Annotated in this window: 19 protein-coding genes and 1 pseudogene; 15 read left to right on the forward strand and 5 right to left on the reverse strand. The window is 64.9% G+C overall.

The genetic code is table 11. The annotated features are described in order from the left end of the window. The first annotated feature begins 291 nt into the window (after positions 1 to 291). From B5D38_RS09290 to B5D38_RS09315, 6 genes are read left to right on the forward strand one after another with little or no spacing between them, the layout of a single operon-like run. Positions 292 to 2,268 carry a methyl-accepting chemotaxis protein gene (locus B5D38_RS09290; protein WP_078708126.1) on the forward strand — a complete coding sequence of 659 codons (1,977 nt, stop codon included), beginning with the start codon at positions 292 to 294 and terminating at the stop codon, positions 2,266 to 2,268. Next, positions 2,268 to 2,609, forward strand: a complete 342-nt coding sequence (locus tag B5D38_RS09295; protein WP_245318975.1) for an STAS domain-containing protein — start codon at positions 2,268 to 2,270, stop codon at positions 2,607 to 2,609. Before B5D38_RS09290 ends, B5D38_RS09295 begins: the two co-directional genes overlap by 1 nt. Beyond that, positions 2,606 to 2,971, forward strand: coding sequence for a response regulator (locus B5D38_RS09300; protein WP_078708127.1), 366 nt, complete (start codon positions 2,606 to 2,608; stop codon positions 2,969 to 2,971). Before B5D38_RS09295 ends, B5D38_RS09300 begins: the two co-directional genes overlap by 4 nt. A 15-nt stretch (positions 2,972 to 2,986) precedes the next feature. Next, complete coding sequence (locus B5D38_RS09305; RefSeq protein ID WP_078708128.1) at positions 2,987 to 3,835, forward strand: Hpt domain-containing protein; 849 nt, start codon at positions 2,987 to 2,989, stop codon at positions 3,833 to 3,835. 49 nt (positions 3,836 to 3,884) lie between these two features. Further along, positions 3,885 to 4,352: a chemotaxis protein CheW gene (locus B5D38_RS09310; RefSeq protein ID WP_078708129.1), complete on the forward strand. Its 468-nt coding sequence runs from the start codon at positions 3,885 to 3,887 to the stop codon at positions 4,350 to 4,352. Between the two features lie 26 nt (positions 4,353 to 4,378). Continuing rightward, a complete protein-coding gene (locus B5D38_RS09315) occupies positions 4,379 to 4,771 on the forward strand; it encodes a response regulator (protein WP_078708130.1) in 393 nt (130 codons plus the stop codon). A 161-nt stretch (positions 4,772 to 4,932) separates the two neighbouring features. On the opposite strand, the gene B5D38_RS09320 is transcribed toward B5D38_RS09315, so the two are convergent. Then, positions 4,933 to 7,482, reverse strand: a complete 2,550-nt coding sequence (locus B5D38_RS09320) for a putative bifunctional diguanylate cyclase/phosphodiesterase (protein WP_078708131.1) — start codon at positions 7,480 to 7,482, stop codon at positions 4,933 to 4,935. Between the two features lie 401 nt (positions 7,483 to 7,883). Between B5D38_RS09320 and B5D38_RS09325 the strand changes: the two genes are divergently transcribed. The 3 genes from B5D38_RS09325 (at position 7,884) to lepA (ending at position 11,231) form a co-directional block, all read left to right on the forward strand. Continuing rightward, the gene (locus B5D38_RS09325) at positions 7,884 to 8,378 is read left to right on the forward strand and encodes a CYTH domain-containing protein (protein WP_078708132.1); all 495 of its coding nucleotides are present in this window, start codon (positions 7,884 to 7,886) and stop codon (positions 8,376 to 8,378) included. Beyond that, positions 8,375 to 9,322 carry a CHAD domain-containing protein gene (locus tag B5D38_RS09330; protein ID WP_078708133.1) on the forward strand — a complete coding sequence of 316 codons (948 nt, stop codon included), beginning with the start codon at positions 8,375 to 8,377 and terminating at the stop codon, positions 9,320 to 9,322. Before B5D38_RS09325 ends, B5D38_RS09330 begins: the two co-directional genes overlap by 4 nt. Positions 9,323 to 9,419: 97 nt before the next feature. After that, positions 9,420 to 11,231, forward strand: coding sequence for a translation elongation factor 4 (gene lepA / locus B5D38_RS09335; RefSeq protein ID WP_425349325.1), 1,812 nt, complete (start codon positions 9,420 to 9,422; stop codon positions 11,229 to 11,231). A 1,334-nt stretch (positions 11,232 to 12,565) separates the two neighbouring features. On the opposite strand, the pseudogene B5D38_RS09340 reads toward lepA, so the two are convergent. Next, positions 12,566 to 13,519, reverse strand: a pseudogene (locus tag B5D38_RS09340) (IS1595 family transposase); the annotation flags it as partial. A 226-nt stretch (positions 13,520 to 13,745) separates the two neighbouring features. Between B5D38_RS09340 and B5D38_RS09345 the strand changes: the two are divergent. Beyond that, positions 13,746 to 14,807, forward strand: coding sequence for a hypothetical protein (locus B5D38_RS09345; RefSeq protein ID WP_131829890.1), 1,062 nt, complete (start codon positions 13,746 to 13,748; stop codon positions 14,805 to 14,807). Between the two features lie 491 nt (positions 14,808 to 15,298). On the opposite strand, the gene B5D38_RS09350 is transcribed toward B5D38_RS09345, so the two are convergent. Next, positions 15,299 to 15,484, reverse strand: a complete 186-nt coding sequence (locus B5D38_RS09350; RefSeq protein ID WP_078708136.1) for a hypothetical protein — start codon at positions 15,482 to 15,484, stop codon at positions 15,299 to 15,301. A gap of 131 nt (positions 15,485 to 15,615) precedes the next feature. Between B5D38_RS09350 and B5D38_RS09355 the strand changes: the two genes are divergently transcribed. The 3 genes from B5D38_RS09355 to B5D38_RS09365 are packed head-to-tail and all read left to right on the forward strand — an operon-like array spanning position 15,616 to position 17,612. Next, the gene (locus B5D38_RS09355) at positions 15,616 to 16,539 is read left to right on the forward strand and encodes a DMT family transporter (protein ID WP_078708137.1); all 924 of its coding nucleotides are present in this window, start codon (positions 15,616 to 15,618) and stop codon (positions 16,537 to 16,539) included. Between the two features lie 23 nt (positions 16,540 to 16,562). Next, complete coding sequence (locus B5D38_RS09360) at positions 16,563 to 16,862, forward strand: HNH endonuclease (RefSeq protein WP_078708138.1); 300 nt, start codon at positions 16,563 to 16,565, stop codon at positions 16,860 to 16,862. A 24-nt stretch (positions 16,863 to 16,886) separates the two neighbouring features. Then, entirely contained in the window at positions 16,887 to 17,612 is a 726-nt protein-coding gene (locus B5D38_RS09365; RefSeq protein WP_245318978.1) for a DUF7002 family protein, read from the forward strand. Positions 17,613 to 17,638: 26 nt separating this feature from the next. Here B5D38_RS09365 and B5D38_RS09370 read toward each other — a convergent pair whose 3' ends face one another. Further along, positions 17,639 to 17,824 carry a hypothetical protein gene (locus tag B5D38_RS09370; RefSeq protein WP_078708139.1) on the reverse strand — a complete coding sequence of 62 codons (186 nt, stop codon included), beginning with the start codon at positions 17,822 to 17,824 and terminating at the stop codon, positions 17,639 to 17,641. 624 nt (positions 17,825 to 18,448) lie between these two features. Here B5D38_RS09370 and B5D38_RS09375 point away from each other — a divergent pair. Beyond that, a complete protein-coding gene (locus tag B5D38_RS09375; RefSeq protein ID WP_245318981.1) occupies positions 18,449 to 19,009 on the forward strand; it encodes a DUF2585 family protein in 561 nt (186 codons plus the stop codon). Positions 19,010 to 19,106: 97 nt separating this feature from the next. Then, the gene (locus tag B5D38_RS09380) at positions 19,107 to 19,979 is read left to right on the forward strand and encodes a 1-acyl-sn-glycerol-3-phosphate acyltransferase (protein ID WP_078708141.1); all 873 of its coding nucleotides are present in this window, start codon (positions 19,107 to 19,109) and stop codon (positions 19,977 to 19,979) included. Here B5D38_RS09380 and B5D38_RS09385 read toward each other — a convergent pair. Beyond that, positions 19,957 to 21,492, reverse strand: coding sequence for a methyl-accepting chemotaxis protein (locus tag B5D38_RS09385; protein WP_078708142.1), 1,536 nt, complete (start codon positions 21,490 to 21,492; stop codon positions 19,957 to 19,959). The two genes, B5D38_RS09380 and B5D38_RS09385, sit on opposite strands and share 23 nt — an antisense overlap. Between the last annotated feature and the right edge of the window lie 90 nt (positions 21,493 to 21,582).

The raw sequence follows: 21,582 nt of genomic DNA on the forward strand, positions 1-21,582 counted from the left end.
GGCAGCTCGTTCACCTGCCATAATCCCGGCGTCTGGTGAAAGCAAAACCAGTAAGCCGGGCGCAACTTATTATCTTTTACATACTACTTGGCTATACCGAAGATTACTGACAGAACCACGGGTTCGACGCGGCATGCGTGGGCTTCCGGTGGCGTAGTCCCTGTAACCAATACTTAGGAGTCATCACCTTAAGGTGCCCGTGGGTCGCGATGCGCGAACCGCCTTTCTCGCCTCGTCTGCCTGAGCAGGCCGGGCACTTGCCACGGGAACCTATCTTAAGGCGAATAGACTATGGGTCTGAGTGACATCGCAATCGGCAAGAAGATCGGTGCAGCTTTCGTAGCGATCGTCCTGGGCGCCGCAGTGACGGGCGTCTTCGTCATGAACAACATAGCCGATCTCGAGCACGTGGGGGCCGAAAATCGGCGAGACACCACCATCGCTATCTCGGCGATCGAAGCGCGCTTCTATGTCACGCGTCAGGAAGGTTCCCTGCGCGGCTACATGATCACCAAGGACCCCTATCTCTCCCAACGCGTGAAGGACCATTGGGGCAAGTTCAAGGAAACGGTCGCCAAGATACGGTCGACCGACAGCGACCCTGCGCTCGGCGCCCGGCTCGACGAGCTGGAGAAGGCGATGACGGGGTGGCAGGAGAACGTCGCCGATCCAGTGATCAAATACTCCGCGAATGACGCCACCTATCCCCAGGCCCTCGAGATATTGATGTCTGGCGCTGCCGACAAGTACATCGATCCCGTCGAAACCATTCTCGATGGGCTGCGGGACGAGAAGAAGGCGGCGCAGGAAGCGGCCGCCGATCTGGAAGCGCACCAGGCGAACCTGGCCGGCATCGTCATGATGAGCGGAATCGCCGCGCTCGTGGTTCTCGCCCTCGGCCTCGGCATGGTTCTTTATCGCTCCATCGCCCTGCCGATCCGCGGCCTCACCAAGACCATCGCCGATCTCACCGCCGGTAACCGGCAGGTGAGTGTTCCCTCCAAGGAGCGGGGGGACGAGATCGGCGCCATGGCCAAGGCCGTTGAAACATTCCGCCAGAGCGCGATCGAGCAAAAGCGCCTAGAAGAGGAAGCCGAGCGCCTGCGTGAGAGCCAGGAGGCGGAGCGCCAGCGCCAGGCGGCGATCGAGCACGAAAAGGCGGAGCGGCTGGAAAGCTTCATCGCCGATATCGGCCAAGGCTTCGAACGCCTGTCCGATGGAGACCTGACGGCGCGGCTGGACAGGCCCGTGGCCGCCGAGTTCGAGACGATCCGCGGCCAGTTCAATGGAACCGTGGAGAAGCTTGAGACGACGCTGGGCTCGGTGGTGAATTCCATCGGCTCGATCCGCACCGGCCTGGACGAGATCAACACCGCCTCGAACGACCTCGCGCACCGCACGGAGCAGCAGGCGGCAAGCCTGGAGGAGACGGCGGCGGCGATCAGCGAGGTGGCGCGCGGCGTCAATGCAACTGCCGAAAGCGCCGATCGCTCGCAGAAGCTTGGCCAGGTGGCCCGAGCCAATGCCGAGAAGGGCGGGCAGATCGTCGGGCGCGCCATCGAGGCGATGTCCGAGATCGAGAAGTCGTCGGAGGAGATCGGCAAGATCATCGGCGTCATCGACGAGATCGCCTTCCAGACCAACCTTCTGGCGCTCAATGCCGGCGTCGAGGCGGCACGCGCCGGCGAGGCCGGCAAGGGCTTCGCCGTCGTCGCCCAGGAAGTTCGTGCGCTGGCGCAGCGCTCGGCCGACGCCGCCAAGGAGATCAAGGAGCTGATCTCCAAGTCCGGCGAGCAGGTCGGGCGCGGCGTCGAGCTGGTGACGGCCTCGGGCAAGAGCCTTGAGGAGATCGTGGCGCAGGTAGCGGAGATGGCGGCAGAGGCCGCACAGGCCGCCAAGAGCACCCGCGAGCAGGCCGCCAACCTCAAGGAGGTCTCCTCGGCCGCCGACCAGATGGACAAGGTCACGCAGCAGAACGCGGCGATGGTGGAGGAGACGACGGCGGCGGCGCAGACGCTGGCGAACGAGACCGACCACCTCGCCCAGCTCATCTCCCAGTTCCGCACGGCGGCGAGCGCGGGTCATGCCTCGCAGCAGCAGCGCACGGTTCGCCGTCAGGCGGCCGCCCCGGCGCCGGTATCGCGGGCGACGCCCCGGCCGACCGCCAAGCCCGCGCCGCGCCCGGTCCAGCAGATGAAGACGGTTTCCGCCGGTGGCGGCGCGGCGCCCAAGTCCGCCCCCGCCGATGAAGGATGGGAAGAATTCTGATGGCGAGAAAGAAGCGGGTTGAGACGCCGGAAGCAGCGGTTGAAGCGGTCTCGCAGGAAGAGAGCATGACGGTGGAGCTTCCGGCCCATCTTGGACTGAACGCGGCGGCGCCGTTGGTGGAGCAGCTTCTTTCGCTGCGCGGCAAGGCGATCGTTCTGGACGCCTCGAAGGTGGAGAGCGTGGGCGGCCAGAGGCTCCAGGTTCTGCTGTCGGCGGTGGCAACGTGGAAGGCGGACGGGATCGCCCTGTCGTTCGGCGAGCCCTCGCCGGCCTTCGAAGAAGACCTTGGCCACCTCGGCCTGTCGGTCGCAACCCTTATGGACAAAGGTCAGCTGCAGTGACGAAGACGATTTTGACGGTGGACGATTCCCGCACCATGCGCCAGATGCTGCTGCGCGCCCTGCAGGAGGCGGGTTTCAACGTGATCCAGGCCGAGGACGGCGTCCATGGCCTGGAGGTGCTTCAGGGCAACTGGCCCGACGTCATCATCACCGACGTCAACATGCCCCGCATGGACGGCCTCACCTTCATCGAGGAGGTCCGGGCAGACCGCGCCAAGCGCGCCATCCCCATCCTCGTCCTCACCACCGAGAGCGACGCTGAAAAGAAGGCCCGCGCCCGACGCGCCGGCGCCACCGGATGGATCGTCAAGCCTTTCGATCCCGTCAAGCTCGTAACCGCCATCAACCGCGTCGCCGCCTGAGGCGAGGAGGGGACAATGGAAACGATGGAAGACATCCGGGCGACGTTCTTCGAGGAATGCGACGAACAGCTCGGCGAGTTGGACAAGGGGCTCGCGGGTTTCGCCAGGGGCGAGACCGACCAGGAGACGATCGGCGTGGTCTACCGCGCCGTCCACTCCATCAAGGGCGGAGCGGCCTCCTTCGACCTTCACGAGCTGGCGAACTATGCCAAGCTTTACGAGGAGATGTTGAAGAAGGTCCGCGGCGAGGAACTCGCCGTCACCCCGGATGTCCTTGACGTCGCCGGGCGCTCGCGCGACCTCCTGAAGCAGCTTGTCGCCGTGGCGAAGGTCAAGGATGGCGTCGTCGCCGAGTTGAAGACGCTGGCAGGGATCGAGGACGAGCCCGCCGAGGCGGCGCCCGAGGCATCGGACGACGGCATGGCCGACATCGAATTCAGCCCTGTCGCCGTCGATCTGGACGATGTGATGGGCGGGGAGGCGACTTATCGCATCGTCTTCCATCCCATGGCCGAGCTCTATGCCAACGCGCATGAAGCCACGCGCCTGATCCGCCAGTGCCTGGAACTCGGCACCGGCACGGTGAGCTGCGAGGCAGCCGACTTGCCGGCGCTCGATGCGCTCAATCCCGAGGGCGCCTACCTGACCTTCACGATCGAGCTCACCACGGACGCCGGCGAAGGCGGCATCCGCGAGGTGTTCGAATTCGCCGAATGGGATTGCGAGCTGTCGATCGAGCGGATTTCGCAGGACGATGACGAGCCGGCGGGTCTCGATCTCGACGCCATCGCCGATCCCGAGATCGCCGCCCTCTTCGCGCGGCTGCAGGCAGAATCGCCGGATGAGGCGGGAACGAAACATTAACCAATTCCGGGACATAGGTTAATTACCTGACCGGCGGAGCCAGAGGGCCATGAGCGAGCATCACGAGAAGGAAAGCGCGGGGGCGCGCGAGCTGGTCGCCTTCCGCATCGGCGAGCAGGAGTTCTGCGTCGACATCATGTCGGTGCGCGAGATTCGCGGCTTTGCCGCAGCCACACCGCTGCCGCATGCGCCGCACTATGTGACCGGCGTCATCAACCTGCGAGGCACGGTGCTTCCCATCGTCGATCTCGCCGCGCGGCTCGGTTTCGGCAAGACTCAGCCGACCGCACGGTCCGTGACGATCGTCGTCGCCATGGGGGCACAGGTGGTCGGTCTCCTGGTGGACGGCGTGTCCGATATCTTGACGGTGACGGACGATCTTCTTCAGCCGACGCCCGACGTCAGCTCGGACCTCGCCCGCAGCTTCGTCCAAGGGGTCATGGCGTTCGAAGGCCGGATGATTTCGCTCATCCACGTCGACAACGTCTTGCCGCCGAAGATGGATTTGGCCGCCTGAGACGGCACACGAAGGACTGAATCGTCATGAGCAATTTCAAATCCCACCTCAAGGTGATGATCGTGGACGATCAGCGCACCAGCCGGATGCTGATCCGCGACGCGCTGCAGCAGATCGGCGTCGAGAACGTCATCTTCGCGGTCGACGGCGAGGAGGCATTGAAGACGATGATGACGACCCCCTGCCACATCATCATCTCCGACTACAACATGCCCAAGCTCGACGGCCTGCAGCTTCTCAAGGCCATCCGCTCCTACGGGCCGACCAAGAAGGTCCCCTTCATCATCCTCACCGGCAAGGGCGACAAGAACCTCGTCCAGAAGGCCGCCGCCCTCGGCGTCAACAACTTCCTCGTCAAGCCGATTTCCGTCCCGGTCCTCCAGAAGACCATGGAAGCCGTGGTCGGAAAGCTGCAATAAGCGAGACGGGCGGCGGCGGTCCCCTCGATCGCTGCCTCCGCGAGCTGACGATTCGCCTCTTCAAGACCGCCGGGCGCATAAAGCGCCGGCGGCTTTTTTGTGTTGAAGCTGATAGTGCCAGAAAAATCGGCGCAGAGATTCGGTGGTCGATGCCCTGAAATCTACTGCGTCGCAGCGTGATCCACCGGCTCAAGAACCCGCTCCGCCCCCTCGCCCACGTCGCGCGCGAGATCGGCCAGCAGCGAGGCCATGACGGAAGGAAGATCCCAGGCCGGCACGGGACGGCTGAAGAGAAAGCCCTGCGCCTCGTCGCACCCCTCTCTTCGCAGGCGCTCCATCTGCTCCGGCGTCTCGACGCCCTCGGCCGTCGTCGTCATCTGCAGGCTGCGGCCGATCCCCATCACGGCGCGGATGATCGCCATCGATTCGGGGCGCTCCGACAATTCCCGCACGAAGGACTGGTCGATCTTGATCTTGTCGAAGGGAAAGCGCTGGAGATAGCCGAGCGAGGAATAGCCCGTGCCGAAGTCGTCCATCGAGATGCGGATGCCCAGCGATTTCAGTTCCTTGAGTATGGCGAGGTTGCGCTCGTTCCCCTGGAGCAGCACGGACTCGGTGATCTCCAGTTCGAGGCGCTGCGGCGCGAGGCCGGATTCGGCGAGCGCGCGGCGCACGGCGTCCACCAGATAGTCGCTTCGGAACTGAACCGGCGAGAGATTCACCGCCACCCGAAGCGGCGCGGGCCAGTTCGCGGCCTCGGCGCAGGCCTGCCTCAGCACCCATTCGCCAATGGGGATGATGAGCCCGACTTCCTCGGCCAGGGGTACGAAGTCGCCCGGCGGGATCATGCCTCGCACCGGGTCGCGCCAACGTAAGAGCGCTTCGAATCCGGTGACGCTGCGCGTGCCGACATTGACCAGCGGCTGGTAGAACAGCTCGAAGCTCTGCTCGATGAGAGCCCGCCGCATGTCGAGTTCCAGCAGCCGGCGCGCCTGCAGGCGCCTGTCCATCTCCGGCTCGAAGAAACGGTGAAGATTTCGGCCGTCGTTCTTGGCGCGGTAAAGCGCCACGTCGGCGCGCTTCAAAAGCACGTCCGGCTCCGTCCCGTCGTCGGGATAGAAGGCGATGCCGATGCTGGTGCCGATCACCACTTGATGGCCGTGGATGTCGTAGGGCCGGTCGACCGTCTCGATGAGCCGTTCTGCCAGGCGGGCCGCTTGCGCGGGCTCGGCGGCGGCCGAAGTGACGAGGGCGAACTCGTCGCCGCCGAGACGGGCAATGAAATCCCACTCGCAGAGCGACTGGCGGAAGCGATCGGCCACAGCCTGAAGCAGCTTGTCGCCGATCGGATGGCCGAGCGTGTCGTTGACACTCTTGAAATGGTCGAGATCGAGGCAGAACACCGCGAGGCGCCCCTTCGCTCGTCGCGCCGCCTCGATGGAATCCTCGAGCCGGATGCGGAACAGTGAGCGGTTGGGTAGATCCGTGAGCGTGTCGTGATGGGCCAGATGCTCGATGCGAGCCTCGGCCTTGCGGCGCTCCGTAACGTCTATCACCGAGATGAGAATGGCGGCGCGGCGCTCGACCTCGATGATCCGCGCATAGGGAAACACCTCGATGACGGTGTCGTCGGCCTTGCGGTTGATCCAGGACGTCTCGCCCTGGCAGGACGGGTCGAGCCCCCGCAGCGTGGCTCGGACCTTGGCCCGGTGTTCGGGCGGCGCGAGATCGGCCACCGTCATCTTGAGAAAGGCCTCGCGGCCGTGGCCGTAATGCTGGAGCGCGGCGTCGTTGGCCCTGAGGATCGCGAGGCTCTCGCGGTCGGCGAGCCAGGTCGGCACCGGGTTGTCGTCGAAAAGCGTGCGCAGCACGTCCTCGCGCGCCCTTATGTCGGCGATGTCTGTCAGCGTCAGCGAGACCAGCGAGCCGACCGGCGCCACGCCGAAGCGCAGATGGCGCGGCGCCTCGTCACCGGTGATCGCCGCGGCCTCGAAGACCTTCCGCTCACCCTTCGCCACCGCATCGGCGATCTCGGCGATCGGATCGCTGCCGGCGAACACGCCGCTGATATCCGAGAGGCGATGCCAGAGCAGCTGCGAGCGGTCGAGCGACAGCAGCTTGGCGGCGCTGTCGTTGAGCGCCATCACCTGAAAGTCGATCGCCTCCCCGCTTGGGCTGGTGATGGTTTCGAGCGCGATCATACCGTCCGAGGTCGCCCCGAACATCGTCTCCAGGAGATCCGCTCGCCCGTCGCGCTCGTCGAGGACAAGGACGAACGCCATCTCATACCAGCGGATGGCCAACGGCAGCGCCCACAGATCGTAGGTCACGATCGAGCCGTCGATGACGCGATGGGTCTCGACGCGCTGCGGATTGCGGTTTGCCCGCGCCCGTTCGATCACCTCGCCGATGGTGCGCGAGCGCGCGGGCGACAGCTGATCGAGCGTTTCCGCCTCGCGCCCCGCCCCCACCCAGTCCGAAAAGCTCGGGCCGATGCGCAGGATTTTCAGATTGCCCTGCCGGTCCTCGCCGACGAGCGCGCTGCCGTCAGCGCAGCGTCCGAGGCTGCCGAGCGCGACGTTCTCATAGGTCGGCAGCGCGCCTTCCGATGGGATCTCGGAGTGCCACCGGCGCAGAAGGATGCGGGCCGCCGATCGTTCCAGCGAAACACCGGGCCGCGGCGGCTCTTGAAGCGTCGACGCAAAGGGCATGTGCGCTATTCGATTTTTAAGGGATGGCGCCGGCTAAGAACCACCCGCGCCACGTTGATCGGATGCCAATGCGACTATCAGCATTCCCTCACCAAAGTGTAAGCAAGATCATGAACTTCCATGCGATTCTCGCCAGCCACGGTCACCCGATCGAGCGGTAGAATCCGGCGACGGACAGTGCACCGATATTTTTGCGAGGCGCGAAACCTGTCTCGCCCCAATGGGCTGCGGCGCTTTATGACATTGGGATGACAGGGCCGACGTGGACGATTGGTTGCCGGAAAGCTAAAATCTTTGACGGCGCGACAGAGTGCCGCGCAATGGTGGCACGCAGATCAGCGGTGTCTTTGCCAGCTTCGCAGCCTATCTGATTGCCGACGATCCACGTGAGTCTCCCGTCGATGGCCCAAGAGATTGAACGCCGCTTCCTGGTCAAGAACGACGACTGGCGGCGCACCGCCGATGCCGGCGAGCCGCTCCTTCAGTTTTATCTCGCGGCCCGGGAGACGTTTTCGGCCCGCGTGCGCATCAAGAAAGAGGCTTCGGCCGTTCTGACGCTGAAGACCGGCGCGGGAATGGCGCGCGAAGAGATGGAATATCCCATTCCGCTTGAAGACGCGCGCCACCTCGAGGGCTCGGCTGTCGGCACGGTCATTCGCAAGCGCCGCCACCGCCTCGCCCATGACGGCCATACGATCGAGATCGACGTCTTCTCGGGCGACCTCGCCCCCCTCGTCATCGCCGAGGTCGAGTTCGCGGAAGGCGAGGCCACCGACATCGCGCTGCCCGACTTTTTCGGCCGGGAAGTCACCGACGACGGCGCCTACACCAACGCCAGCCTCGCCTTGGAGGGGCTGCCCGCAACGTTTTCGCCCAAAGAGCAAGATCCGCGATGAAGGCCCCTCTCCGCCCCTGGAAGCGGCTCGACGCCGAGTTTCGCCGCCTTGCCGAGCAGGAGCTCAAACGCGCGAGCGCCGATCTCGCCGCGCCCGAGGGCGCCGAGCGGGAGGAAGGCATCCACGAGGCGCGCAAGCGCCTGAAGCATCTGCGCGCGCTGCTTCGGCTGGTGCGCCGCGGACACGCCGCCTTCTACAAGACCGAGAACACGCGCTACCGCGATGCGGCCCGGCGGCTGTCGGCGGTGCGCGACCGCACGGCGCTCATCGAGGCTCTGACGGCGCTGGAGAAGCGCTATGGCCTTGCCGCCGGCACATCCTTTGCCGCCGCGCGGACGACGCTGGAGGCGCGGCGCGATGCCGCCGCCGGAACCGACATGGGCCCCGCCATTGAGGCGACGCTCGCCGACCTTGCCGAGGCGCGCGAGCACGCCTCCCATTTCACCCTGCCCCACCGCCCCGACAAGGCCGGCCGCATAGTGGCGAGCGGCTATGCCGAGACCCACGCCCGCGCCCGCAAGGCCCTCGCCAAGGCAATGGAGACGGAGGACGCGGACGACCTTCACGAGCTGCGCAAGCACGCGAAATATCAGTCGCTCCAGCTGAAGGTGATCGAGCCGCTGTGGCCCCGGGCCTTCGCGCCGCTGCGCGAGATCGCCGCCACCATCGCCGACGAACTCGGCAGCGACCACGATCTTGCGGTGCTCGCCGCCGAGATCGCCGCCGATCCTGGAAAATTCGGCGGCAAGGAGGAGCGCGAGGCGCTGGTGACGCTGATCGGCCAGCGCCAAAGCGAGCTGCGGGCGAGCGCGATCGTCGCCGCCGAGCGCCTCCTCATCGACCGGCGGAGCGCCGTGCGCCGGCGCATTCGCCGCCTATGGAAAGTCGCCGGCCAGAAGGCCGCGCGCCCCGCCAAACCGGCGAAGATCGAGGAGCTCGACTGAGAATCGTTGCGGCCGACCCGGCAAAAGTCGGCGCTTGCGGGCGCGTCGCCGCTTCCCACTATTTTTAAAAGTCTCTATATGCGGCGGCATGAGCACCATGCCCGCCGAGACGCCTCTCGACCACATCCGCAACTTCTCGATCGTCGCCCATATCGACCACGGGAAGTCGACCCTTGCCGATCGCCTGATCCAGGCCACGGGAGGGCTCGATCTGCGCGAGATGAAGGAGCAGGTGCTCGACTCGATGGATATCGAGCGCGAGCGCGGCATCACCATCAAGGCCCAGACGGTGCGCCTCCACTATACGGCCAAGGATGGCGGCACCTACGTCCTCAACCTCATCGACACGCCCGGCCATGTCGACTTCGCCTACGAGGTCTCGCGGTCGCTCTCGGCCTGCGAGGGCGCGCTTCTCGTGGTGGATGCGGCGCAGGGCGTCGAGGCGCAGACGCTGGCCAACGTCTATCTCGCCCTCGACAACGACCTCGAGATCGTCCCCGTCCTCAACAAGATCGACCTGCCGGCCGCCGAGCCCGACAAGGTGAAGGAGCAGATCGAGGAGGTCATCGGCCTCGACGCCTCCAACGCCGTGATGATCTCGGCCAAGGCCGGCATCGGCATCGAGGACGTCCTCGAGGCGATCGTTCATCGCCTGCCCGCGCCCAAGACCGGCGACAGGACGGCGCCGCTGAAGGCGCTGCTGGTCGATTCCTGGTACGACGCCTATCTCGGCGTCGTCGTGCTCGTTCGCATTCTCGACGGCGAGCTCAGGAAGAACCAGGTGGTCCGCATGATGGGCACGGGCGCGCGCTACGGCGTCGACCGCGTCGGCGTCTTCACCCCGAAGATGGTGCAGGTGGACGCCCTCGGCCCCGGCGAGATCGGCTTCATCACCGCTTCGATCAAGGAGCTGGCCGACACCCGCGTCGGCGACACCATCACCGAGGACCGCCGCCAGACGGCGGAGATGCTGCCCGGCTTCAAGCCCGCCCAGCCCGTCGTCTTCTGCGGCCTCTTTCCGGTGGACGCGGCCGATTTCGAGGATTTGCGCGCCGCGATGGGCAAGCTGCGCCTCAACGACGCGAGCTTCTCCTTCGAGATGGAGACGAGCGCGGCGCTCGGCTTCGGCTTCCGCTGCGGCTTTCTCGGGCTGTTGCACCTCGAAATCATCCAGGAGCGGCTGTCGCGCGAGTTCGACCTCGACCTCATCGCCACCGCGCCCTCGGTCGTCTACCGCATCCATTTGACCGACGGCACGATCCTCGAGCTCCACAACCCGGCCGACATGCCGGACCCGGCGCGCATCGAGATGATCGAGGAGCCGTGGATCACGGCGACGATCATGACGCCGGACGAGTATCTCGGAAACATCCTCCAGCTCTGCCAGGAGCGCCGCGGCATCCAGACCCAGCTGACCTATGTCGGCGCCCGCGCCCTGGTGTCCTACGAGCTGCCGCTCAACGAGGTGGTGTTCGATTTCTACGATCGCCTGAAGTCGATCTCCAAGGGCTACGCCTCCTTCGACTATCATATCGCCGATCATCGCGAGGGCGACCTCGTCAAGATGCAGATCCTGGTCAACGCCGAGCCGGTCGACGCGCTGTCCATGCTGGTCCACCGCTCCCAGGCCGAGCGGCGCGGCCGCGTCATGTGCGAGAAGCTGAAGGAGCTGATCCCCCAGCACCTCTTCAAGATCCCGATCCAGGCCGCCATCGGCGGGCGCGTCATCGCCCGCGAGACGATCTCGGCCCTGCGAAAGGACGTGACCGCCAAGTGCTATGGCGGCGACGCCACGCGCAAGCGCAAGCTTCTGGAAAAGCAGAAGGAAGGCAAGAAGCGCATGCGCCAGTTCGGCAAGGTCGAAATCCCCCAGGAAGCGTTCATCGCGGCCCTGAAGATGGAGAGCTAGCGCTCGTTCGAATCGCATTGGCGGTTCGAAGGAGGCGACGATCCAGCGAATCGTCGCCAGCGCGGCTCTGCCGGGGAGCTGCCGCAGGCAGCGGGCGCCCGGCCGGGCGCCGGTGGAGCGGCGCGATGGCCATGGCACGCCATGGCAGGAAAAACGTCGTTCCCGCCTTCCCTCCCACGCGTCGTCCTCGCCCCCGAGGGGCGGGGATCCATGCCAAATCGCCTGCGCCGCGCAATGGCCGACAGGCAATCGCTCTCGGCCTTCGGCCTTACCGTTGATCGCAGTGCCACCGGCAGCCCGGCGGCATGGATCCCCGCGCGTTCCGCGCGAGGATGACGGCGCGGGAGGGGCAAGGCCGTCCCTACGCTGCCCGGCGCGCGGCGTACCGTCCATCCGGCAGCGCGGACAGGGCCAATATCGGTGCAAAAACTCTAGCCCAGAAGCGGACGTAGGTGAGGCAGGGCGCGTGGGTAGTTTTTGCGCCCACGTCGAAGCCTTCGATCACGGTACAGAATTTTTTGAAGCTGCTAGTTGCAGCAAACCACAAAAGACCGCCGATGTACGAGAAGATATTAGCCGTTCGAGCACGGTGAATGGTCGTCAAACGTCGTTTTCCCTCGTTTCTCAGAGTCTTGATTTTAACCTAAACTGCTTATCCCGTTCGCTCAGGTACCCACAACATGTAGCCTCGCAGCGTCTTCAGAATCCCCGCTTCGGAGTGGTCACTGATCGAATCGGAAAGCTCCTTAGGGCCATGAGACACGATGCATCGTGTCGCGTCTCATGGCGTGGGGGATCATCCACAGGTTCCATGCACAGAGCGATGACGGCGAGCCGCGACCAGAAGAAGAACCGCTCGTCGGCGTGCGCGCCGGCCATCGCGGTGCCACGACCGTCAGCGCTTCCACCCTCGTCAGAACCCGCTTGCCCATTTGAGCGCCCCAACACCGATGCATTGCATGAGCATGGAGCGCCGCGGCGCGTCGCGCCAATCGCCGGCGGAAAGGATTGGATCAGAAGGGCGCGACCTGCGTCGCCGCGGGCCGCATGTGGCGCAGCCATCCCAGTTCCATCTCAGCCTTGGACGGCCTCGGTGGATGACGGTAGCGGCCCGGGATCAGCCGCTCGCCCTCCGGCGGCCTGCCGAGGACGGGACGGAAGGGCCGCTCGCGGTCGTACTTCCGCTCCTTGGGCTCCGGGGGCAGCATGTGGAGGGCCTCGATCACGGAGCGCTTGCCTTCGACGGCGAGGATCTGCGCCTTCAGCAGCCGCTCTTTGCCGACCATCTTGAGGATCTGCTTCTCGTGGTCCTTCTTCCACTGCAGCGTGTCGCCGACGATGTCGCGGCGCGTGATGCGCGGCAGTCGCTGGCCGATGCCCAGCAGCGTGTCCATCGATGACCAGTAGCTCCGTCGTCGGTTCCAGCGGAAGACGAACTCGTTGAGGTAGAGATCGACGTGCTTCTCGCGGAGACCGTGGAATACCCCCAACGCCCAGCGCTTCAGGTTCGAGAACACGCGGTGGATCCGCTCGAACGTCACATGCGCCGGAAGGGCGTTCTTGGCGCTGAGGTTGCGCGGGACGTGCTTCCGGTCGGGCAGGCCGACGTAGGCCTTGTTGCCGTCGGTGAACAGCGTGCAGCCGGGTGCGGTGTTCTCTAGGACGAAGGGGCGGATGTGCTCCCTCGTGTCCTCGTCGATCCGTTCGAGCCGGATGCGGCCGGAGGTCCGTCCGTCGCGCTTCTCGACCGCCCCGATCAGGACCGTCTTGCCGACGGTGCTCTTGCCCTGGCCGCCCGTCAGCGGCTCGTTGTTCGTTCGATAGGGAATGCTGGACTCGTCGACTTCCACCAACCCCGTCAGCGGGGAACGATCGGGGTCGATCATGGCGATGCGCAGCTTCTGCACCAGCAGCCAGACCGTCTGGTAGGACCGGATGCCGAGCTTCGCCTGGAGCTGCAGGGCCGAGATCCCGTTGGAGTGTGTGGCCATGAGGTAGGCGGCCAGGAACCACTTGCGCAGCGGCACGCGGGTGCCGTGCATGATCGTCCCGGAGATGACGGAGGTCTGCTTGCGGCACTTGGACGAGGCGCATTGCCAGAGCCAGGGACGCGTCTCGAGCTTCCATCCCTTGGGGTGTCCGCAGTGGGGGCAGACGAACCCCCTCGGCCACCTTCGCCTGGCGAGATGGGCCGCGCAGGCGTGGTCGTCGGGGAAGGCCGCGACGAACTCCTCGATCGACGGCGGCCTGTCGTGCTTCCATCGGGTGGGAAACAACGCTTCGGACATGGCCGTCTCCCATAGGGGAGGCCGTATCCGGTGTCACGCTCATTCGCTACATATGGTTACCACCTGAGCGAACGGGATAAGCAGTTAACCTAATCCGTTGATTAGCAATAATATTGCTCAGCAAATCGTCAAAGGCGTTAAAGCGATGATCGACCCAACGACGCCCGCCGCGTGAATTAGGAGCCGAGTGTGCTCGCCTTTATCCAGTAATTGAGGCCGACCTAGCATGAGCGTTGAAGTGCTTCCGCAGAAATCACGAGCAGCCGACTATTTTAGTCACATCGACCCTGGTTTCTTGAACCGACGGCTTGCCGTCACCGCGCTCGGCCCCGCACGCGAGTGGTTTCTGAGGGAGCAGGAGACCGGGTCAGACCATATGGCGGTGCTCCGGAACGATCATTTACTCGTAACGCGGCTCATCGATGTCTGTGAGGCAATAGGCGTACCAACGCTTGCCGAAGCGCTGTTAGCTGGAAAGCCCTCGCACCTTTTCATGAGCACGGAAAAGCTTGAGCCCTGTCCAGAAATCTATGAAACATCGCGGGTAAAATACGGGGTGCATCTCGAATTTTACTACGGAAAGCCGGTGGTGATCGCCTATCACACGGAACATATCCACGCCTCCACCGGCATGATGAAGCTCGCAGAAGGCTATCAGGCTGGTTATCTGGAAGCGATTATTGGCATTTTACACGACAAAGGCGACCGATTTGAAATCGAGCCAATCGTGATCGGATCGCCTTGGCTAGATCATCCGAGAAACGAGGCGGACCCCAAACTCATGTGGTTCGGACATGACTATGGGGAACTCCTTCCGGAGGACATCGAGGAGTTTCACCGCCTATCCAGCGTGGATGTTTCGGGCGCGGAGGAATGGATGCCTATGATGCGGAATGTGCCGGAAGCGCACGTCAAGATGTCCATTGCAAGACTGCTGAAGGAGCCTGTCAAGGCAGATTGGGGTGGCGAGGAGAACGACCATTACTCGGCTAACGCGACCGTAGGCGGGCGAAGAAAGACCGCGGCTTTCTTGCTGAAAGGACCAACGAAATTTCAGGAGATGACTCCCGCCATGTGCGGGAAAAACGGTGACCAAATATATCGCCTCGTCAATAGCGGCGCGGATATATCAATCGTCCAGCATTCTCACCTGATTGGGGCGGCGGTGCGCGAAACTCTAAGGGCATTTGTCGTCCAGCCCGGAGGACGGGCGCGGAAGTTCTGTGTCATGGATGGCCAGGCGACCTATCGCCTCCTGAAGGCTTACGATCTTCTGCCCAGAAGCTGATCACGCAGGGCGCCGCAACGCCCTGTGGACAGTTCTTGCTACTGCGAACCGCCGACTGCTTTTGATTTTTACCGCCAAGAATTGCCACGCCGCTCTGAGCGCCAATCGCTAAGCGTCCGCTTCCTTGCTTCTTTGGCTGGAAGCGGAAGTCTGCAAGCCACCCTTCTATGACTTTGTCTAGGCGACAGGGAGCGTCCGCTTCGGAGGAGCCGCCTAAACCGCATCAAAGACCGACAAGGACGCTGAGCTGCCGAGGCTTGTGCTCGCTCACCGCACTATGATGCCGGCACCGCCGCCCACGGGCGGACACAAGCGCGGTCGCTTGAGTGCCGGCGGGCGCGGGGCAGGACTGTTCAAGAGCGGCTTGCAGCACAGCGGGCCAAGCTTGCCTGCCGTCCCTAAAAAAAGGCGATCCGGCGTCGCGTGGAAGACATGCGCCTCGCGGCGTCGTTCCGCCTCCGGCGCAGCAGCGCAGAAGTGACGCAGCCTCCTCAATGCCGCTTCTGGTCACCCTCGTCGCCGTGGCCGGCTTTGGCGACCTTCTTGGCGTGGTGCTTGACGTCCTGGCTCAGCGACTTCGACACGTCGACCGATTCCTTGAAGCGGCCGTTGTCGTCGCGCTTGACGTAGCGCTTGTCGCCGGCGTGGGGCTCGATCAGTTCGCGCTTGCTGCTCATGGCGTTCTCCCGTGCGTTGAATTTGCCCGACAACGTCGGCGGCCCGGCGCGCGTTCCCGCCGATTCCGCTTGACGGCGGGCCGCGCCTGGCGAAGGACTGGGACCTTCGATCCCTCTCCGGGCCAGCCCTCATGACCACCGCAGCGACGCCCACCGACGAGGGACGCAACCTCGTCCTTCTCGGCATCATCCTGATGCTCGTCGGCAATTTCGCCTTCGCCCTCAACGACGCGCTGGGCAAGGCGCTGGTGACGAGCCTTGCCGTCGGCGAGGTCCTGCTCATCCGCTCGCTCGGCGCCTTCCTCCTCCTCGGCCCGGCGCTGGCGCGGCGCCCGCGCGGCGAGCTCACCCACCCGGACCGCCCCTGGCTCCAGCTCCTCAGGGTCGTCATGGCCACCGGCGACACGGCCTTCTTCTATGCCGCCGTGGTGACGCTGCCGCTCGCCGACGTCATCACCTTCTACATGGCCGGCCCCATCTATGTGGCGGCGTTCTCCCACGTTTTCCTGGGCGAAAAGGTCGGCTGGCGGCGCTGGACGGCGATCCTCGTCGGCTTCGTCGGCGTGGTGGTCGCGCTGCGCCCGTCGTCGGCCTCGCTCTCGCTCCACTCGTTCTACGCCCTTGCCGGCAGCATCAGCTTCGCGCTGTCCATCGTCCTCGCCCGCCGGCTGCGCACCACCAGCGACGCGGCGCTCGTCACCTTTCATACGCTCGGCGCGCTCGTCCTTGGCGCGGTAATGACCATCAGCACCTGGAAGACGCCGAGTCTCTTCGAGCTCGGCGCCATGCTGCTGCTGGGCTTCGTCGCCACCGCCGGCCACATGACCATGACGCGGTCGGTGAAGCTGGCGCCCGCCTCGGTTCTCGCGCCGCTGCAATACACCATGCTGCTGTGGGGCATCCTCTTCGGCCTCGCCTTCTTCGGCGACGTGCCGGACCGCCAGATCCTCGTCGGCTCGGCCATCATCATCCTCGCCGGCCTCTTCATCTTCCACCGCAAGAAGGCCGTCGACGACGGCATCTCGACGCGCGAGCTGCCCCGCTCCGTCAACTGAACCATTTGCGGCGATTGGCGCCGATGGATTACGCAAGGGGCATAAAGACACGAGGCGACGAGACGTGCTGGCTTTGCGCCCGTCCGCTGGGGCGCCGGGTGGAATGGCATCACCCGCGCCCGAAGAGCCGCGGCGGACGCGAGACGGTGCCGATCCACCCCATCTGCCACCGTACGCTCCACGCGACCTTCACCAATGTCGAGCTGGCGCGCATGGAAGAGGAGGGCAAGGATCTGACCCGCCATCCGAGGCTGGCGCGCTTCCTCGCCTGGATCGCCCGCAAGCCGCCGGATTTCCACGCGCCGACGCACTCCGCGCGCTGAGCCTTGCACAACAGCAGGTTTTGGATGGAAAGCACGCCCCGAGAGGAAGCCCTGATCGCGCTGTTTCCGCGCCTCTTCCACATGTGCGAGGCCGACAGCTGGACCGCAATCCGCGATCACGGCCTTCTCAGCACCTCGGCCCTGCTCGACCTCTACGGTATCGCGGGCGAGCGGCGCGCGGCGCTGGAATCGCGCCGCCGCGACCGCGTGGTGAGGATCGAGGCCGATGGCCTTCCCGGCGCCGTGCTGCGCGACCAGAAGCCGTTGACAGACGCAGCGCTCACGCGCTGCCTTTCAGGCGGCCTGACGCCGCGCCAGTGGTACGAGATGCTGAACGCGCGCGTCTTCTTCTGGCTGAGCGAGGCGCGCCTTGCCGGCCTTCTCGCCGCCCGCTCCTATCGCGCCCGGCCGCACGCCGTGTTGGTGCTCTCCACCCGCTCGCTCATCCAGCGCCATCGCGCCGCCATCACCCTCAGCCCGATCAACAGCGGCGCCGCCGTCCGCCGGCCGCAGCCGCGCGGGCCCGAGACCTTTCTGCCCATCGCCGACTACCCGCTCGACCTTTGGCGCGCCAAGCGGCGAGCGGCCGACAGCGTCGTGGAACTTTGCGTCGAGCGAGCGGTGAAGGATATCGCCGCGCATCTTCTGGCCGTACACCGCGTCGAGGAGGGACGGGCGACGCCCCTGTGGCGCCATCCGGACACCGGAACGACCGGCGATCTCATCTTACGGTATCCTGAGGCCCGATAGCCGCGCCGCCAAAGGGATAGGCACGGTCATTCTGTGGGGATCGGACGGTCGCTCCGTCGGCGCGAGCGCGCCTTGCCGCGCCACTTCGCGGCGCCCGCCGCCTCGTCCGCCGAATATTTGAGCAGCGCCGCCAGCGGCAGGCATCCGGCATCCTCCGCCAGACGCGCCAGCTGCATCGACATCGCGTTCACATATTTCAAGGTTGCGGCCACGTCTTCGGGACCTTGGCAAGTCGTCCTTTGTTCCATGCTCCACCCATTGGTCGGAGACCGACGTCGACAAGACTGCCGCCGCGCGACAGGAACGACATTCCGGCCGGAAATCTGCCGAAGGCGGCCCTGACGCAATCAACGCGGCACTCTCTCCGACCAATGGCGATGCTCATGCCGCCTCAGGCCCCGCGCGGTCATTACAACCGCTTCCTCCCCCAACAGGGCGTTCTGAAGCGAACATCGCGCTGCGCCATCGCCGATTCGCGTGGTCTCTGCTGCTGTTGCGAACCCTTCTAACTCAGTGGATCAACGGTCCGCAAGTTGTCCTCTGACAGATTCTTGATAAACGAAGCTTAGTAATGGATTGATGACTTTTCTTGCGAAAGATACGAACTTTAAACACAACTTCCAGTTGCAACTTTATTCCTATAAATTCTGCGAATTTCGTTGCACTTCCGCAAAGACAGGCGCGAGTAACGCTACGGAAAGGTCAAGGCGCTGCGTGTCCGCGCCGGGACAGTCCTCGCGGGACGCTGATGCGGTAACAGCCGAACCATTGCTATGGACAGCGGCGGCGAATGCGTCCAACTCTGCGCTCGCTCGTTTTCAAGGTTGTTTGTCCCTGTGACCCTTCGCCGCGCGTTTCTGTTGGCCCCGCTGGCTCTCCTGGGCCTCACCGCCCTCATCCTTCACCTGATGGGCCGCATCCCCATCTGCGAATGCGGAACGGTGGAGCTCTGGTACGGCGATCCGTCCGGCCCCGGCAATTCGCAGCACCTCAGCGACTGGTATTCCTTCTCCCACCTCATCCACGGCTTCATCTTTTTCGCCCTGCTCTGGCCCTTGCGTCGCCGTCTTTCCATGATCCAGCGCCTGACGCTCGCGCTTGTCGTCGAGTGCGCCTGGGAGATCATCGAGAACACCGACTGGATCATCAATCGCTATCGCGACAGCACCGTCTCCCTCGACTATCACGGCGATTCGATTCTCAATTCGATGTCGGACTGCCTGTTCATGGTCGCCGGCTTCCTGATCGCGGCGCGCCTGCCAGCCTGGGCGACCATCGCTCTCGCGCTCGCTCTGGAGGTTTGGGCGGGGGTGGAGATCCGCGACAACCTCACCCTGAACATCCTCATGTTGTTGTGGCCGCTGCAGGCGGTGCGCGACTGGCAGGCGGGCGTCTGATCATTCCTCCGGCCCCAACGGGCGTTGCGGTGTCATCGGGGCGTCACGGGCCATCCCTATAGCGTCGCGAGCTGTCACGAACGCGAACGCACGGCCCATGCGCCACGCCCATCTGACCTATTCCCGCCCGGACGACCCGCCCATGCGACGCTGGGCCATCCGGTCCATGGAACAGATATCGGGCCGAGGCCGGCTGGCCGAGCTCTACGAACGGTGGCGGGAAAGGGTGGAGCGCGGCGGAACCCCGGCCTTCGGCGAGATGTTGCGCCTGATGCGGATCGATCTTGCGATCTCAGGCCATTGGCCGCTCGCGGAACTCCCGCAGCGCCTCGTCATCGTCGCCAATCATCCCTTCGGCATCGGCGATGGCGCGGCCGTTCTCTCGCTGGCTGAGAGCCTCGGACGCCCATTCCGCATTCTCATCGCCAGCGAGCTCATGAAGATACCTGAGATGGCGGCCTACGGCCTGCCAGTGGTCTTCTCGGAGACCAAGGAAGCGCTGGCCGCCAACAGGGCGACGCGGCAGGAAGCGCTGCGGCTTCTGGCAGAGGGAACCACGATCGTCATCTTCCCAGCCGGCGGCGTGGCGACTGCTCCCAGGATTTTCGGCAGGGCGCTCGATCTGCCCTGGAAGCATTTCACCGCGCGACTGGTGCGCTCCGCCGGCGCATCGGTTCTGCCGGTCCATGTGGAGGGCCAGAACGGCCCCCTCTTCCACCTCGTCAGCAAATGGTCGCAGACGCTGCGCTATGGACTGCTCATCGGCGCCTTCCGCCGGCTCTACGGGCGCACCATCCGCCTCAACGTCGGCCAGATCATCAGCCACGACGCCCTGATCGCCGGCGGCGGCGGACGCATCATGACCGAAAGCCTGCGCGAGGCGGTCTTCGCGCTCGCGCCGCCCCACGCTCGCCCGCGAGCGTGGGTGAAATCGGGCCTCGTCGATATCAGATCATCCCCACAGCCTTGAGGCCGCGGCGCAGAGACTGGATGGAGCCATTGGCTGGCCCCGCTCCGGCGGCGCTCGTCCGGATGGTCGAGATCAGCGCCAGAAGATCGTCCGCCTCGCCGCGCAGCGTCATCGCCACCGCCGTCGATTCCTCCACCATGGCGGCATTCTGCTGCGTCGCCTGATCCATGTCGCCGATGGCCGAGTTGATCTCCCTGACGGCGACCGCCTCGTCATTGGCAGATTCAGCCATGGCGCGCGTCGTCCTGTCGAGATCGAGGGCGCGCTCCACGATGCCTTGCAGCGCGCCATGGGTGCTGGCGATGATCGCCGAGCCGTTATGCACCTCGGTCGACGACACGGCGATCAGCTGCTTGATCTGTTTTGCGGCGTCGGCGGAGCGCTGCGCCAGGCTGCGAACCTCCTGTGCGACGACGGCAAAGCCCTTTCCGGCCTCGCCGGCGCGTGCTGCCTCCACCCCGGCGTTGAGCGCCAACAGATTGGTCTGGAAGGCGATCTCGTCGATGATCGAGACGATCTGCCCGACCTCATGGGACGAGGCCTCGATGTTCTTCATCGCGGCGACGGCGGTCTGGACGACGTTGGCCGCTTTTTCCGCTTCGCTGCGCGACAGGTTCACGGTTTCCGCCGCCGCGCCGGCCCGGTCGGACGCCTGATGGATACGGTCGGTCAGCTCGTGGAGCGCGGCCGCCGTTTCCTCCAGCCCTGCCGCCTGCCGCTCCGTGCGTTGGGCGAGCTCGTCCGAGGCCTGGGCGATCTCGCTGGCGTGGGAAGCGAACCCGTCAGCCGCGGTCTTTACCTTGTCGACGACGCCGCCGAAGGTTTCGAGAGCGTGGTTGAAATCCTCCTTGAGCTGGGAGAACTCCGGCGGAAACTCGGCCTGGATCGGGCTCGCGAGGTCGCCGTTCGCCAGCCGGCGCAATGCGCCCGACAACTCGTCGAGCACCACGCCCCGCGCCGCCGTGCGCTCCTCCTCCTTGCGGCGCGCTTCCTCGCCTGCCTGCAGGGTGAGGACATCGAGATAGCTCCCGATGGCGAGCTCCATGTCGATCATCGCGGTCTTGCAAAGAGCATCAAGGCTCTCGCCAAGCTCGCGCCCGCTCCTGCCGCCCAGCGAAACCTTGGGCCAGCTCCTCTGCACCAGCGTCTCGATGAGCGAGCCGAGAAGATGGGCATAGCCGGAAATATACATCGACGGTTCGAGCCCGATCCGCGCATGAGCCCGCCCGATGGCCTCCGTGCGCTCGATATAAGCCGGAGCCGTCTCGCCCGACGCGACGTGGCTCCAATGGATCTTCTGGGCAGCCTTCGCCGCCTCCATGTGCTGGCTGTCGGTAAAATACTCGCGCATCTGCGGATGGGCGGAAACCACCTGATAAAAATGGTCGAGCGCGGGCCCCATGATCTCGCCGATCGTGGGCTCCAGCCGCTTCAGGGCCGCCTTTTCCTCGGCGCTGAGGGGATTGACGACACGCCGGGCAGGCCGCTGCGAGGGAGTAGTTCCGGATGACATGGAGGACCGGGTAAACGAAAACGGAAAACGCCGCGGTCGTGGGTCAACCGCGGCGATCCTCACCCTAGCCGACTATTCGCTAATAAAGGC

Origin of the sequence: Consotaella salsifontis, from assembly GCF_900167365.1 — a bacterium.
In the GTDB taxonomy this organism is placed as follows: Bacteria; Pseudomonadota; Alphaproteobacteria; order Rhizobiales; family Rhizobiaceae; genus Consotaella; species Consotaella salsifontis.

Bases quoted from the DNA above. Each gene is read 5' to 3' on its own strand.
- B5D38_RS09290 (WP_078708126.1), top strand. From the start codon at position 292: ATGGGTCTGAGTGACATCGCAATCGGCAAGAAGATCGGTGCAGCTTTC.
- B5D38_RS09295 (WP_245318975.1), top strand. From the start codon at position 2,268: ATGGCGAGAAAGAAGCGGGTTGAGACGCCGGAAGCAGCGGTTGAAGCG.
- B5D38_RS09305 (WP_078708128.1), top strand. From the start codon at position 2,987: ATGGAAACGATGGAAGACATCCGGGCGACGTTCTTCGAGGAATGCGAC.
- B5D38_RS09310 (WP_078708129.1), top strand. From the start codon at position 3,885: ATGAGCGAGCATCACGAGAAGGAAAGCGCGGGGGCGCGCGAGCTGGTC.
- B5D38_RS09315 (WP_078708130.1), top strand. From the start codon at position 4,379: ATGAGCAATTTCAAATCCCACCTCAAGGTGATGATCGTGGACGATCAG.
- B5D38_RS09320 (WP_078708131.1), bottom strand. From the start codon at position 7,482: ATGCCCTTTGCGTCGACGCTTCAAGAGCCGCCGCGGCCCGGTGTTTCG.
- B5D38_RS09325 (WP_078708132.1), top strand. From the start codon at position 7,884: ATGGCCCAAGAGATTGAACGCCGCTTCCTGGTCAAGAACGACGACTGG.
- B5D38_RS09330 (WP_078708133.1), top strand. From the start codon at position 8,375: ATGAAGGCCCCTCTCCGCCCCTGGAAGCGGCTCGACGCCGAGTTTCGC.
- lepA (WP_425349325.1), top strand. From the start codon at position 9,420: ATGCCCGCCGAGACGCCTCTCGACCACATCCGCAACTTCTCGATCGTC.
- B5D38_RS09345 (WP_131829890.1), top strand. From the start codon at position 13,746: ATGAGCGTTGAAGTGCTTCCGCAGAAATCACGAGCAGCCGACTATTTT.
- B5D38_RS09350 (WP_078708136.1), bottom strand. From the start codon at position 15,484: ATGAGCAGCAAGCGCGAACTGATCGAGCCCCACGCCGGCGACAAGCGC.
- B5D38_RS09355 (WP_078708137.1), top strand. From the start codon at position 15,616: ATGACCACCGCAGCGACGCCCACCGACGAGGGACGCAACCTCGTCCTT.
- B5D38_RS09360 (WP_078708138.1), top strand. From the start codon at position 16,563: ATGGATTACGCAAGGGGCATAAAGACACGAGGCGACGAGACGTGCTGG.
- B5D38_RS09365 (WP_245318978.1), top strand. From the start codon at position 16,887: ATGGAAAGCACGCCCCGAGAGGAAGCCCTGATCGCGCTGTTTCCGCGC.
- B5D38_RS09380 (WP_078708141.1), top strand. From the start codon at position 19,107: ATGCGCCACGCCCATCTGACCTATTCCCGCCCGGACGACCCGCCCATG.
- B5D38_RS09385 (WP_078708142.1), bottom strand. From the start codon at position 21,492: ATGTCATCCGGAACTACTCCCTCGCAGCGGCCTGCCCGGCGTGTCGTC.